The sequence below is a fragment of the Methylacidimicrobium tartarophylax genome, assembly GCF_902143375.2.
Taxonomy (GTDB): Bacteria; Verrucomicrobiota; Verrucomicrobiia; order Methylacidiphilales; family Methylacidiphilaceae; genus Methylacidimicrobium; species Methylacidimicrobium tartarophylax.
On record NZ_CABFVA020000002.1, the window covers coordinates 61,650 to 75,782 of the forward strand.

13 protein-coding genes are annotated in these 14,133 nt (G+C 62.0%); 7 read left to right on the top strand and 6 right to left on the bottom strand.

Translation table 11 applies throughout. From position 1 onward, the window contains the following. Positions 1-47: 47 nt before the first annotated feature. Positions 48-596, bottom strand: coding sequence for a hypothetical protein (locus tag MAMT_RS00395; RefSeq protein WP_142658966.1), 549 nt, complete (start codon positions 594-596; stop codon positions 48-50). Continuing rightward, the gene (hpnE, locus tag MAMT_RS00400; protein WP_142658967.1) at positions 593-2,848 is read right to left on the bottom strand and encodes a hydroxysqualene dehydroxylase HpnE; all 2,256 of its coding nucleotides are present in this window, start codon (positions 2,846-2,848) and stop codon (positions 593-595) included. The genes MAMT_RS00395 and hpnE overlap by 4 nt, the downstream gene beginning before the upstream one ends. Before the next feature lie 255 nt (positions 2,849-3,103). Between hpnE and MAMT_RS00405 the strand changes: the two genes are divergently transcribed. The 5 genes from MAMT_RS00405 (at position 3,104) to MAMT_RS00425 (ending at position 8,364) form a co-directional block, all read left to right on the top strand. Next, the gene (locus MAMT_RS00405) at positions 3,104-4,075 is read left to right on the top strand and encodes a deoxyhypusine synthase family protein (RefSeq protein ID WP_142658968.1); all 972 of its coding nucleotides are present in this window, start codon (positions 3,104-3,106) and stop codon (positions 4,073-4,075) included. A gap of 24 nt (positions 4,076-4,099) precedes the next feature. After that, entirely contained in the window at positions 4,100-5,386 is a 1,287-nt protein-coding gene (locus tag MAMT_RS00410) for an MFS transporter (protein ID WP_142658969.1), read from the top strand. Positions 5,387-5,496: 110 nt separating this feature from the next. Continuing rightward, positions 5,497-6,648, top strand: a complete 1,152-nt coding sequence (locus MAMT_RS00415) for a Re/Si-specific NAD(P)(+) transhydrogenase subunit alpha (RefSeq protein WP_142658970.1) — start codon at positions 5,497-5,499, stop codon at positions 6,646-6,648. A 45-nt stretch (positions 6,649-6,693) separates the two neighbouring features. Then, entirely contained in the window at positions 6,694-6,990 is a 297-nt protein-coding gene (locus tag MAMT_RS00420; protein WP_142658971.1) for an NAD(P) transhydrogenase subunit alpha part 2, read from the top strand. A 3-nt stretch (positions 6,991-6,993) separates the two neighbouring features. After that, positions 6,994-8,364: an NAD(P)(+) transhydrogenase (Re/Si-specific) subunit beta gene (locus MAMT_RS00425; RefSeq protein ID WP_142658972.1), complete on the top strand. Its 1,371-nt coding sequence runs from the start codon at positions 6,994-6,996 to the stop codon at positions 8,362-8,364. Between the two features lie 7 nt (positions 8,365-8,371). Here MAMT_RS00425 and MAMT_RS00430 read toward each other — a convergent pair whose 3' ends face one another. From MAMT_RS00430 to MAMT_RS00445, 4 genes are all read right to left on the bottom strand, one after another. Then, the gene (locus MAMT_RS00430; RefSeq protein ID WP_342799814.1) at positions 8,372-9,292 is read right to left on the bottom strand and encodes an NADPH:quinone reductase; all 921 of its coding nucleotides are present in this window, start codon (positions 9,290-9,292) and stop codon (positions 8,372-8,374) included. 99 nt (positions 9,293-9,391) lie between these two features. Beyond that, positions 9,392-9,889, bottom strand: a complete 498-nt coding sequence (gene mog / locus MAMT_RS00435) for a molybdopterin adenylyltransferase (protein WP_142658974.1) — start codon at positions 9,887-9,889, stop codon at positions 9,392-9,394. Then, positions 9,886-10,380: a cyclic pyranopterin monophosphate synthase MoaC gene (gene moaC / locus MAMT_RS00440; protein ID WP_142658975.1), complete on the bottom strand. Its 495-nt coding sequence runs from the start codon at positions 10,378-10,380 to the stop codon at positions 9,886-9,888. Before moaC ends, mog begins: the two co-directional genes overlap by 4 nt. Continuing rightward, a complete protein-coding gene (locus MAMT_RS00445) occupies positions 10,377-11,669 on the bottom strand; it encodes a molybdopterin molybdotransferase MoeA (RefSeq protein ID WP_142658976.1) in 1,293 nt (430 codons plus the stop codon). Before MAMT_RS00445 ends, moaC begins: the two co-directional genes overlap by 4 nt. A gap of 14 nt (positions 11,670-11,683) precedes the next feature. Here MAMT_RS00445 and prfB point away from each other — a divergent pair, with 14 nt between their 5' ends. Next, a complete protein-coding gene (gene prfB / locus MAMT_RS00450; RefSeq protein ID WP_374729430.1) occupies positions 11,684-12,796 on the top strand; it encodes a peptide chain release factor 2 in 1,113 nt (370 codons plus the stop codon). Between the two features lie 21 nt (positions 12,797-12,817). Further along, the coding region (locus MAMT_RS00455; RefSeq protein ID WP_142658978.1) for a DNA repair protein RecN at positions 12,818-14,133 on the top strand (1,316 nt) is incomplete at its 3' end.

Below are 14,133 nucleotides of genomic sequence, written 5' to 3' on the forward strand. Positions count from 1 at the left end.
CCATCCCAGGAGAGCGGTCAAGCGGCCTCTTCGGCCGACGGGTGCGCTTACTTGCGGGAATGGTTTCCCGCAGCTTGTCCCTCGGCGGCGGCCTCCTCATCGGACTTCACGATCAGCTCATCGAGCAGAGGAGCCATCGCGAGCTCCAAGCGAAGAAGGGAAGCCTTGCGAGGATCCCCCTCCCCGCAGCTCGACATTCCGGCAAAGAGGTAAAACGAGAGTTCCTCACGATCCGTCTCGGAGAGCGTGCGCAACATCCGCACGGCAAGAGCCGGATCCGCCGAAACCGCATACGCGGTCAGCATCGCGGCCTCCACATCCTCGATCGCCAACAGCTCTCTTGCTCCCAGAAGGAGCGCGCGCATCGTCGCCTCGGCTTTGGGCCCACCCTCGACCAGAGAGGCTCGAACTTGCCGCAAGAGCGGCCGAAGCCTCTGGTCGAGCAGGCCGGGATACTCGGGAAGCGGGGCTTGGCGCAGGGCAGCTCCGGCGCTCTTGAGTTCCGATTCGAAATAGGAAGGATTTTCGGCCGCCCGGAGCGGGCCTCCGACCAAGGCGATCCCGCACAGGCCGATGCACATCCATTGCTTCCTCATGATCCCCTTCGCTCTTGTCTGGCCTCCGCCATCCCCCATTCTCCGCTGGGGACCGGCGGCAATGCCTTCTCCTCTCCATCCGCCCGGTTCATCGCCCGGACGGCCGAGATTCCACTCTGAACGGCACCTTCTATGGTGGCGGGGAGACCGGTGTTTGTCCAATCTCCGGCAATCCAGAAGTTGCGCCACTCGGTCCGCGGTCCGGGCCGCATCGCGCATGCCTCCGGGCTGAGGGAAGGAGTACCCCCTTGCGCACGATAAAGAAAGGAATGGAGGAGATGGACTTCGGCGGCTCCCGGCAACCGTTGCCGGATCTCCTCCACGACTCGATCCGCAACGGCCTCCCGCGAAAGCTCTTTCCACGACTGGGCAGCGCTGATGACGACTGCGTAGGCATGGCCGCGAGTCGCCGCCTTCCCCAAGATCTCTTCACGGCAAAAGAGCCAATGGACGGGCGAGTCGAGGAAGCCGACTACGATCTCCCGGGTGAGCGGCCGATCCGTCCAGAGGTAGAGGTTGAGGATCGGTTCCTCCCCGATGGAGCGGCAGATCTTTTGCAGTGCGCTTCCCTCGGGCAGGAGGGAGCGCAGGGCGTTCCACGGGAGGGCGCTGACCGCCTGATCGACCTCCCCGCGCTCTCCGCAGGCATCCTCGATGGCCTCCAGCCGGCCGCCGGAAAAGAGGAGCCGGCTCACCGGGGAACGACAGGAGAGGCTCCCTCCACAAAAGCGCAGAAGTCGTTCGCACTCCTTGGCCAATAGATCGCCGAGATCCCCTCGGCAAAAGACCAGGGCTGAATCCTTTCGGCTCCCCAAGAGAGACCGGCGGATGACGGCCACCAGCATCCGGGCCGACGCGCGGGAAAGATCCTGGTTGCAGGCGGCCAGGCAGAGGGGCTCCCAAAGTGCCCGGACGATCCCTTGCGGCTGCTTTCTGCGCCGAAGCCAGCGTTCCGCGGTTTCTTCGGGGAGAGGAGCCCGACCGAAAAGCAACGAGCCGATCAGCCGGATTGCCGCCCAGCGATCTTTCCACGAGATCTCGCGATAGCCGAGAAAGGCTCCCAGAAGATGCCAAGGAGAAGGGAGAGGCCAAGCTTCCAGGAGGCTTTCGCCCGCTGCACCGCGAAAAGGAATCCGGAGCGGATCGATCCAGAGTAACTTCTTCTCCGCACCCAAGGAACGGAGCAGACGGAGAGTCTCCCGGTAGCAGCCCATGAGGAGGTGCTGCCCGGTATCGAGCCTCTCGCCCGACTTTGCCTCGAGGAAGCTCCCCGCCCGGCCGCCGACTTGCGCTCGCGCCTCCCGCAGCGCAACTCGATCTCCGGAGAGCGTGGCCTCCACTGCGGCCGCCATGCCCGCAAAGCCGGCTCCCAAGACCATCACCCGCCGGGGAGGATTCCAGGAGAGACGGCGCTGACGGGAAAAGGCAAAGAGCGCCGCAGCCATCCTTCCGGCGCGCTCGAACTTTCCCATCCGGCTTGCGCCGGAGAAGATCCGAAACTCCGCCTTCCGAATCTTCTCAAGGATGGCTTCGTAGACTGCTCGCATCGCCTCGGAGGCGACGAGCCTCCGCTGATCCTCGGGATGAATCCACCGATGTGACCGAGCAAAATAGTGCTTCGCACGAAGGTATTGAAAGAGGCAGAGGTCGTGCATCTCTTCGCTCCACCTCCCGAGCAGAACATCCTCCACGCCGAGACCGAATTCGGCGAGCTCCTCCTCCGGCAGGTAAACCCGGCCGACGGCAGCATCCTTCTGGACGTCGCGGAGAATGTTCGTGAGCTGAAACGCCATGCCTAGGTCCTCGGCGTAGCAACGGCTCTCGGGTCTGCGGCAGCCGAAGATCTCGATGCTCACCAGACCCACCGCACTCGCGACCCGCCGGCAATAGACTTCGAGCTCGGCAAAAGTTCGATACCGGCTCTGCCGGAGATCCATCTCCACGCCGTTCACGATCTCCTCGAGCGGTTCTCGAGCAATCCGGTAACGGCGAACGACCGAGGCAAGCTCTCTGCCGAGCGGGGAACGGGGCACATCCCGGTAGGCCCGCTCGATCTCGGCACGCCAAAATGCCAACCCCTCCTGCTTCTGACCAAGGGAGAGGGAAGAAGAATCGGCCACGTCGTCCACGAGCCGGCAGAACCCATAGAAGACAGACATCGCCTGCCGCGTCTCCCGCGGGAGGCAGAAAAAGGCGGCAGCCAGGTTGGAACCGCTGCGTGCCGTTAACGCCTGCCCTGTCTCCGCTTCCATCGCTCGCGTCTCTTTCTGGCGATTCCTGAGAAAATCCCGAGAACGGACTTCGGTTTACCCTCTTCACGATCGAAACGGAAGAAGAAGCCGATCGGTCGATCTTCCCCTGTGACTGAAAAACGCCGCGCAAGCCACAGGAGAACGCTTAGGAGACAGGGAGGCTGGACGCAAAGCTTGTGTTTGTCTCCGCCGGGGGAATAATGAGCCGTGACTGCCGGGTGACACCCCGTCGGGAGCAGATTTCCGTTTAAGCTTATGGGACAGATTTCCGACTTCCTCGATCGAGAGTTCCGCCACTTCAACGCCGCCGCGCTCGTCGACGCCGCACGTGCCTATCAAGCTCACCTCTCCGCGGGGGGCAAGATGCTACTGGCCTTGGGAGGGGCCATGAGCACGGCGGAACTCGGGCTTTCCCTGGCGGAGATGATTCGGCAGGACAAGGTGCACGCCATCTCCTGCACGGGAGCCAACCTGGAGGAGGATCTTTTCAATCTGGTCGCTCACGACTCCTATGTCCGCGTTCCCCACTACCGGGAACTCTCTGCCGCAGATGAGGAAGACCTCTACCGCCGCCACCTCAACCGGGTCACCGATACCTGCATTCCGGAAGAGGAAGCGATGCGGCGGATCGAGGCGGTCGTTCTCGAGGAATGGATCCACGCCGACCAGAAGGGCATACGCCTCTTTCCCCATGAATTTCTCTGGAATGTGCTCCGCTCCGGCCGGCTTCAGTCTTCCTTTCAGATTGACCCGAAGAACAGCTGGCTTCTGGCCGCCATGGAGAAGGATCTCTTGCTCATTGTTCCGGGCTGGGAGGACTCCACCTTGGGGAACATGTACGCAGGGCACTGCTTGAAGGGAAAGATCCGTGATCCCCGCACAGTCCGAAGCGGGATCGAGTACATGATGCAACTGGCCGACTTCTATCAGCACACGAGTCCGCGCCATTCCCTGGGATTCTTTCAGATCGGCGGTGGCATCGCAGGCGACTTCCCGATCTGTGTCGTGCCGATGCTCCACCAGGACATGCAGGTGGAAAACGTCCCCTACTGGGGATACTTCTGTCAAATCAGCGACTCGACGACGAGCTACGGCTCCTACTCGGGAGCCGCTCCAAACGAGAAAATCACCTGGGGGAAACTGGATTCCTCCACGCCCAAATTCGTGATCGAGTCTGACGCCACGATCGTTGCTCCGCTCCTCTTCGCCTACGTGCTCGGTCGATAATTCGGCCTTCTGCCTTTCCAAGCCATGGACGCGGCTTGCGGTTGGGAACTCCGAACGGCGATCCTGCGGATCAACCTCTTTCAGCTCTTCAACACGGCCTCCTTTACGCTCGTCAACGGGGTGCCGATGATTCTCTTTTTTCGGGAGTTGGGAGCCTCCGACTTTTTGCTGGGAGTCGTTGCCTCCCTTGGCCCCATACTGAATCTCCTGCAGATCCCGGCGACGCGCTACCTGCCCCGGATCGGTTACCGGCGCCTCGTGGTCGGAGGCTGGTCGATTCGCACCTCCTTTATCGCCGGCATGGCGCTTCTCCCTTGGGCGGTCCCTCTGCTGGGCGGCAAAGCCGTATCGATCACGATGCTTCTCTTCCTCTTTGCCTATAACGCCTCTCGCGGAGCCTCTCTCTGCGGCTTTCTCCCCTGGATGACTTCTCTGGTGCCAGACGGCTCTCGCGGCTGGTTCCTAGCCCGTGATCTCTTTTTCTCGGCTGTCGCAAGCGTGATCATTCTGGCTGGCTCCTTCCTCCTCTTCCGCAGCCACACCTCCCTCTCGGCCTTTTCCTGGACCTTCTGGGGGAGTTTTGCCGCCGGGCTCTGCAGCCTATGGCTGCTCAAGCAGGTGCCGGACGTCCCAGTTGCCGCGGCGGACCAGCCCCGGAAAAGGCACGCTGGGAAGCGCAAAGGAGACCACAGACTTTTTGATCTGATGGGCTTTAATCTTTTGACGGCGAGTTCCCTCTCCACGGGCGCCGTCTTCTGGGTGCCTCTTTTGCAACGAGAACACCAGTGGACCCCTGCCGGCGTCCTCGGCCTTTTAGCCAGCCAAAGCGGGCTCGTCCTACTCAGCCTGATGTTCCTGCGCAACCAAGTCGATCGGTTCGGCAATCGCCCCGCCCTTCTCGCCGCGATCCTGGCGATCACAACCAATTTTGGCCTCTGGCTGGCGATTGCCGCCCGTCTACTCCCAGTTCATCCGATCACCCTGACGCTCGTCGTTGCCTCTTGGGGGATCGGATTTTCCTGCTTTCAAGTCGGCAATGTCCATCTGGCTATGCAGCTCGCGCCTCGGGAAGGCCGGAGTGAATATTTTGCCCGCTTCAGCGTGGTCAACAGTCTCGCTCTCGGAATAGGTCCTATCCTCTGGGGAGCCTTTCTCGGTTCCTTTTCGGCTTGGAAGCTGCGCATCGGCTTCGCAGAAGCCAACCCGTATGTCTTTCTCTTTCTCTGCTTGTGCCTACTCGTTGCCGCAAGCCTCTTCTTCTTGGCTCGTCTTCCCGGTGGGAGGCTTCCGGAATGCTCGCCCGCACCATGAACACCCCCGCGCGAACCCGATCTCCCCGACTGCGCGAAAACTCTTTTTTGCTCCCTTGATTCCGGGAGACGCGGCAATCTATAGTTATTTTTCCTTTTTCAAAAAACTGTATGATCTTGGCAACCTGTCGCGAAACCCAGCCAGGGGAAACTAGGGTTTCCTTCATTCCCGAGGGAGTCCCTGCCCTGATGAAGCTAGGGCTCGAGGTCGTCCTCGAATCCGGAGCAGGCGAGGCGGCCGGATTCCCCGATCAGGCTTATCGGGAACGAGGAGCGCGCTTGGAAAGCCGCCGTGAGCTGCTTCCTCAAGCCGAGATCCTTTGTCAATTTCATCCGCCGACTCCGGAAGATATCGCCCAACTCTCCCCGGGCGCCGTGGTGATCTCTCTGCTCTACCCCCTGACACGGCTTCCTCTGGTCGCCGAGATGGCCAAACGAGGGCTCACCGTCTTCGCCTTGGACCTTCTACCCAGGATCAGTCGAGCCCAGTCGATGGATGCGCTCAGCTCTCAGACCACGGTGGCAGGCTACCGGGCCGTCGTGCTGGCCGCCTCCTTGCTCCCCCGCTTCTTCCCGATGTTGATGACCCCTGCGGGTACAATTCCTCCCGCTCGTGTCTTCATCATCGGAGCCGGCGTGGCGGGATTGCAGGCGATCGCAACGGCACGGCGCCTGGGCGCGATCGTCGAAGCGCATGATGTTCGGCCCGTGGCCAAGGAGCAGGTCGAGAGCCTGGGAGCCCGCTTCGTGGGCCTGGAGAAGGAAGCGGCGGCCTCGGAGGATTCCTCGGGTTATGCAAAGGCCCAATCCGAAGAGTTCCTCCGGCGCCAGCGGGAGCTCATCGCCGCCCAATGCCAAAAGGCGGATGTGGTCATTACGACAGCACTCATTCCGGGGAAGCCCGCTCCAATCCTGATCGCCAAGGAAGCCGTGGAGCGGATGCGCCCAGGATCGGTAATCGTCGACCTGGCGGCGGAGCAAGGAGGGAACTGCGAACTGACCGAACCCGGCCAGACCGTCGTTCGCTCTGGAGTCACCCTATGCGGCCTCCTTAATCCCGCGTCTGCGCTGGCCCCGCAAGCGAGCCTCTTTTATTCCAAGAATCTCCAAGCTTTTCTCTCCCTCCTCATGAAGGAGGGTGCGTTGCAGATCCAGACGGAGGATCCGATCTTCGGACAAACGCTGATCTGCCGAGCGGGACAGATCGTCCACGAAGGCGTCCGGAAAGCAAGCGAAGCGAGCCCGGCTGCACAGACGGGCTGATCTCTCGCCGCTCGCACGACGCAAGGCATTCCCAAAGAGTCTCTTATGGAACCACAGATCGATTGGCTTACCAATCTCTATGTCTTTGTCCTGGCCTCTTTCCTCGGCTTGGAGCTGATTCACAAGGTCTCCCGCCTGCTCCATACCCCGCTCATGTCCCTGACCAACGCGATCTCCTCGATTGCGCTGGTTGGCTCTCTCTTACTAGCCGGCTCCGGCGATAGCCTGATTGCCGTGATCCTGGGAACGGCCGCCATCACCGCCTCGTCGATCAACGCGGTGGGCGGCTTCCTCATCACGGATCGCATCCTTCGCATGTTCCGCAAGAAGAACGGCAGGTAGGCGATGGTCGATCTCTGGGTTCAGCTTGCCTATCTCATCGCGGCCGCCCTCTTCATCCTCTCCTTGAAGTGGATGAACGAGGTGCGGACAGCCCGCTTGGGGAACTGGGCAGGAACGATCGGAATGGCCATCGCCGTCGTGGCCACCCTCGGCAAGCCGGAAATTCATAGCTTCCTCTGGATCGGCGTGGCGCTCGTTCTTGGGACGGCGATCGGGACTCCTATGGCGCTGCTCATGCCCATGACAGCAGTCCCGCAGAGAACCGCTCTTTCGCATGCGTTCGGCGCCCTAGCGGCCGGCCTCGTGGGCACTGCGGAATACTACCTCCGGGGGAGCTCCCTCGGAGCAGGGGCAACCGCCATTCTCTGCGCGGAGGTCCTGCTCGGGTTTCTGACCTTTACAGGCAGCCTTCTCGCCTTTGGAAAGCTCCACGAGATCCTGCCCACCCGACCCATCCTCTATCCGGGACGACACTTCGTGAGCTTCGCGGTCTTGGGCCTGGCGATCCTTACCGCCCTCTGGCTCGCTTTTGTGCCGACCGCTCACGGGGTCCTCTTTGGGTTCTTCATCGTCTTGGCCCTCCTCTTCGGCGTCCTTCTTGTCCTGCCGATCGGGGGAGCCGATATGCCGACCGTGATCTCCATCCTCAATGCCTACGCCGGCCTGTCCGCTTCGTTCATGGGCTTTCTCCTCAACAACAAGCTCTTGATTCTGGCCGGAGCACTGGATGGGTCCTCGGGCTTGATCCTCTCCATTCAAATGTGCAAGGCGATGAATCGCTCTTTCCTCAACGTCTTATTCGGGGCGGTTGGCCATGTCGTCGAAACCGCGGCGCCCCATCGCGACGGGAGGTCGATCCAGGGCTACACCCCGCAGGAAGCGAGTACGATCTTCGAGGGAGCCCGCTCCGTCGTGATCGTACCCGGGTATGGAATGGCGGCAGCCCAGGCCCAACATGTGGTCAAGGAGTTCACCGACCGGCTCAGCTCCCGCGGGGTCGACGTAAAGTTCGGGATCCACCCGGTGGCCGGCCGAATGCCGGGACACATGAACGTGCTGCTCGCGGAAGCGGACGTCTCGTACGACCGGCTCGTCGAGATGGAACAGATCAATCCGCTCTTTCCCGAAACCGACGTAGCGATCGTCGTCGGCGCCAACGACATCACCAACCCGGCGGCTCGCACCCGTCCGGAATCCCCTCTCTATGGAATGCCCATCTTGGAAGTGGATAAGGCGAAGACGATCCTCTTCATCAAACGAAGCCTGGCCACCGGATTCTCCGGCGTGGACAATGATCTCTTCTACCTCCCAAAGACGATGATGGTCTTCGGCGACGCCAAGAAGATCCTCAACGAACTGATCGCAGCGCTCTGACCCTCCTTCAGGGAATCAAGACGATCTTCCCCAAGGCTCCCGGTTCCAGAACCCGCCGATGAGCCAAAGGCGCCTGCTCCAGCGGGAGCTCTTCCCTCACGACCGGCCGAAGCGTGCCATTCTCCAACCCCGCCTCAAGCGCGGCGCAAAGACTCGTCCTCTCCTTCTCCGAGGCGCGAAAGAGGGAAACCCCCATGACGCAGGCCTCGCGGGAGAGGAGGGCGCGAGGATCGATTTCGACCGAGCCACGGGAACCGATCACGACCGCCCGCCCTCCGACGGCGAGGAGATCGAGGTCGCGGCCAAGATGGACGTTCGCCAGCATTTCCAAGAGAACGGCAACCCCTTCCCCTTTCGTCCACGCCCTCACCTCCTCTCCATGCGTTTCCGAGTGGTGATCGACGACCAGTTCGGCACCCAGTTCCCTTGCGAGCTTGCGGCCTTCCTCCGACCCCGCCGACGCAGCGACGCGGCAGCCGGCCGCGGTGGCCCATTGAATCGCGGCGATGCCCACCGCACCGCTCCCTCCATGAATGAAGACAGGCTCGGAGGCCAGCGCCCTGGCCTTTTGGAAGAGAGCGCGGTAGGCCGTTGCGTACGGAATGAAGATCCCCGCACCCTGCGCGAAAGAAACCGATTCGGGAAGCAGTCCGGTCTGCTTCTCCTCGCATAGCGCCAGTTCGGCATAGGTCCCGGTGAGGCTGCCCCCAAGATAAACCCGATCCCCCGGCTTCCGATGGGAGACCGCTTCTCCGACTCTTTCGACCAAGCCCGCAGCATCCTGTCCGGGAGTATAGGGTAGATCGGGAAGTGCGCCGAAGCGGCCGGAACGGATATAGGTGTCGAGCGGGTTCACGCCGGCAGCCTTGACGCGAACAAGAAGCTCACCTGGGCCCGGCTCCGGATCGGGCACCTCTTCGACCCTCATCACCTCGGGCTCGCCAAACCTATAAACACGAACCGTCTTCATTTGCCCTCTGCTCCGTAGTGCCCGCCGACTTGTCCGGCTGGAATTCTCGATCCCCCGCTATTGCTGCTCCCGCAGTCGAGGGCGAAAGCCTCGAATATGATCCAGGCACTCGGCAATGGCAGGCCCCAAAAACGATAAGCATTCCCGGACTGCGGTTGGCCGGCCCGGAAGGTTGATGATCAAGCAGCGGCCGCGCACGCCGGCGGTCGCCCGGGAAAGAATCGCTGTAGGCACCTTGGCGTACGAGCGGGAGCGCATGATTTCCCCGAAGCCGGGGAGCTCCTTCTGAAGGACTTGGCGGGTCGCCTCCGGAGTCACGTCCCGGGGAGCGGGTCCGGTCCCCCCGGTGGTCAGAGCCAAGGCACACTCCTCCTGATCGGAGAGACGGCGAAGCGCCTCGACGATCTGCTTCTCCTCATCCGGGAGGAGCACGCGAACAAATTCGATCGGCTCGGCAAAGATCTCCTCAACCACTCGCTCGATCTCAGGCCCGCTCTGATCTTCGTAGATCCCGGTGTGAGCCCGATCGCTCAGCGTGATTCGGCCCACTTTCACGAAGCCGTCCTTTCCCCAACCGACTCCTTCTCCTTCTTTAGGAGCCGTACCCCCTCGATCGACATGCCCTTGTCGACCGCTTTGCACATGTCGTAAAGCGTCAGTGCCGCCACCACGACCGCCGTGAGTGCTTCCATTTCGACGCCGGTCTTGCCCACGGTTTCCGCCGCCGCAACAATCCGAATCCGGTCCCGCTCGGGCGTCAAGCCGACTTCTACGTGATGGAGGGGCAGGAGATGACAGAGGGGGATGAGTTCCGCCGTTTTCTTCGCTCCGAGAATGCCGGCGACCTGTGCGACGGTGAGCACATCCCCCTTGGGAAGCGCTTGTCTCCGGAGCTTTTCGACCGTTTCCGGAGCCAGCTGCAAGAATCCCTCCGCGACCGCACGGCGATTCTGGTCGGCCTTTCCGGTCACTCGAACCATCCGGGCCCGCCCCGCATCGTCCAAATGGGAAAAGGAGTCCGAAGGGGAGAGGGAGTCAGCCTTCATGCAATGGGAAGAAAGGCAAGGAGTTCCTTTGCGGCAAAGCGTCCGCGCCCTTTGGGAAGCCGAGCAAAACCTTGCGTACGCGCCAGCACGGGAACGGAAGCCGAGCCGGTCCATGGCAAAGGGTGAAGCCAGATCGATCCCTCTTCGGAGGCAACTGTCACCGGCCAGAAGGTCTCCCGTGGCAGAGGACCGGAGGAGAGATCCCCAGAAAGGCGTCCGGTCTGCCATGGAACGGCGAAGGGCATGCCGGAGAGCGCATCGAGCAAGGGCTTCACGAAGAGCCAGAAAAGCGCCAGGTGCGCACCTGGATTGCCGGGTAGTCCCAGAACCAGGGTTTGCCCTTGGGAGGCACAAAGGAAAGGCTTCCCCGGCCGAATCTCCACTCCATGGAAATGCACGGCACATCCGAGAGCGGCCAAAGCTTCGGAGACGAGATCGGCCTCGCCTGGCCCCAGCCCTCCGGACAGGACAAGAACGTCTGCTTTCGGCATCCACTCTTCGATCGCCCGCTCCATCTCCACTCGAAGATCCCGGATCCATCGTTGTCCCATCCTCTCCCAGCCTCCCCGATCCCATAGCGCAGCCATCATCGGACCGTTGACGTCGTAGATCTTCCCCGCCGGCAGAGACTCTCCCGCCGGAGCCAACTCGTCCCCGGAAAGGAGATGCGCCAGCCGGAGCCGGCGGAAAACCAAGGCCTCGCTCTTGCCCAAGCTTGCCAGGAGGCCGATCGGGCCCGCCCCGAGCCGAATCCCCGGAGTCAGTAAAAGATCGCCCGGTTTGGCATCCTCTCCCCTAGTTTGGATATTGAGGGATTCCAATGGAGAACCAACGCGGATCCTTTCATCGGAACGCTCGACCTCCTCTTGCCTCACCACGTGGGTGGCCCCCTCCGGAACCACGGCACCCGTCAAGATGCGTACGGCTTGCTTTGGAAGAAGCGTCCCGGAAAATGGCCGGCCCGCCTCGGAGGACCCGCAGACAACGAGTAGACCGGGAAGATCTTCGGCGCGCACGGCATATCCATCGACCAGTGCGCGGGAAAAAGGAGGAAACGGAGACTCCGCTCGAACCTCTTCGGCCAGCACCCTTCCCGACAGACTACCCAACGGGGCTTGTTCGGTCCCGATCGGCTTCGCCAAGCTTCCCAGGATGCGCCATGCCTCTTCCGCCGTCACCATTGCTCTCAAGAAAGCCTTTCGCGTCTGCCGTGCGCAAGCCGAAAGGAGGAAGAGACCTCCATTCCCGCCCCTTGCGCTCACGATCAGGGAAGCATATTCTCGGATCATGGACGAGAAGAAGAATAGCGCTGGTCAGTGGTTTGTCTTTGAAGCCCGCCTCCGCGAACTGCGGAGGTTTCTTTGACGCCGATCACCTTCTCGCCGAGCGTCAGCAGATCGAAGATCGCATGGCTTCCGCCGGATTCTGGACGAACCGGGAAGAAGCAGAACGGACCATTGCTCGCAACAAGGAGATCCGGGCCCGGTTGCAGGATTTAAGCAGCCTCGAGCGGCGCGTCGCGGATCTACGTGCTCTCGAAGAGCTGCTCGGCGAACAGCCCGATTCGGCGCTCCAGGATGAGTTCGTCCGCGAATTCGCCGACACCGAATCGCACTTTGCCGAGGCGGAGCTGCGCCTGCTCTTGGCGGACCCTCTCGATGCGAAAAACGCCATTCTCGGCATCCATGCGGGAGCCGGCGGCACCGAGGCTTGCGATTGGGCCTCCATGCTCCTCCGGATGTATCAGCGGTATGCGGAGCGGCATGCTTTTCGTTTCGAAATCCTCGATCTTCTTGCCGGCGAGGAAGCGGGAGTAAAGGCGGCGACCGTTTTGATCGAGGGCTCCTACGCCTATGGCTATTTGAAGGGCGAGAGAGGGGTGCACCGACTGGTGCGCATCTCTCCGTTCAATGCCCAGGGGAAGCGCCAGACGAGCTTTGCCTCCATCGACATCGTCGCCGAGGTCGACGAGGAGGTGGCGATCGACATCCCCGCCTCCGAATTGAGGATCGACGTCTTTCGGTCCGGCGGCCACGGAGGACAGGGAGTCAACACGACCGATTCCGCCGTGCGCATCACGCATCTGCCGACCGGGCTCGTCGTCACCTGCCAGAACCAGCGATCCCAACTCCAAAACCGGGCTACGGCTCTCCGGGTCCTGCAATCCCGCCTCCACGAGGTGGAGTTGGACCGGCGGAGGGCGGAGCAAGAGCGCATCTACGGCGAGAAGGGAGAGATCGGCTGGGGGCGCCAGATTCGCTCCTATGTGATGCAACCCTATCAGCTCGTGCGCGACCTCCGCACCGGGGAAGAGAGTTCCGATATTCATGGGGTTCTCGACGGGGATCTCGAATCCTTTCTTTCGGCGTTTCTCAAGGGAAAGAAGCGCTCCTCTCCGGCGGAGGACGAGCGATAGCCGCTAGCGTATGGGGTAGTCGTGCTCCGTTCTCTCCGCGTCGAACACCTCCCCCTGATCGGCTGCCTCGAATGGGAGCTTGAGCCTGGTTTCACGGTCATTACGGGCGAGACGGGGACCGGGAAATCCCTCCTGCTCGGGGCCTTGAGCCTTCTCCTCGGCAATCGAGCAGACCGATCCCTCCACCTCGACGGAGAGAAAGCCTGCTTGGTCGAGGGAGAATTTCTCTTGAAGACCGAGGCGGCGGCAGCCTTGACCCCCTTGCTCGAGTCGAGCGGGATCGATGCCTGCGAAGAAGGCAGACTCCTGGTCAAGCGAACCATTCCGTCCTCGGGAGGGAGCCGCCAATTCATCAACGGCTGCTCGACCACTCTGGCAGTCTTACGACGGCTCGGCGAAACCCTGCTTGACCTCCACGGACCGCATGAGCACCAGTCTCTCCTTCAGCGCAGCGCTCAACTCTCTCTCCTGGATGCCTTCGGCGGCCTGCAGCAGCAGGTCGCTCAACTGGGGGACGCCTTCGAGCAGCTCGAACTCGCGCGAAGCCAGGAACGGATCTTCACCGATCCTGAGAGGGAACGCCGGCGCCTGCTCCTGACGGGCATGATCCAGGAGATCGAGCAGGCGGCGATCCGGCCCGAAGAAGAGGAGGAAATCAACCGGGAGCTTGGGCTCGCGCAACATAGCTGGAAGCTGCTCGAGTTGATCGGCGAGCTCGATGCGCTCCTTTTCGGCGAGGAAGGCTCTCTGGATCGGTTGGCCCGCGCACGCCGACTTCTCGCCGGCTGGTCGAGCCTGGACGCTACCGGCGCCGGCAAAGCCGGAGAGCTCCTGGAAGCCGCAGCCGTCGGCCTCCGGGAGATGGAGGCGCTCCTCATCCGCTATCGAGATCGATTAGATGTGGATCCCGATCGGCTAAACGCTCTGGAGGAACGTCGGAGCCATCTCGAAGGCTTGAAGCGAAAATATGGGCCCACTCTCGCCGACGTGCTGCTGACCCTCCATCATGCAGAGAGAGAGCTCGAGGACGAAGAGGCGGAACGACGGCAGCACCGCGAGCTTGCGGAAAAGCGGCCCGAACTGGAACGCCGCTTCGAGGAACTCCTTCGGACACTCGGAGGAGAGAGGCGGCGCGTGGGAACCATCCTCGCCCAAAAAGTATCCGCCGCGATGAGAGAACTCGGATTTCCCCGCGCGGATTTCCGGGTGGAGTGGATGGTCCGTCCGCAGCCGGGACGGAGAGGAGCGGAAGAGGTCGAGTTTCTTTTTGCCGCCAACCCCGGCCGTCCGCCCCTCCCCCTCCGCGAGACCGCGTCGAGCGGAGAAATGGCTCGCGT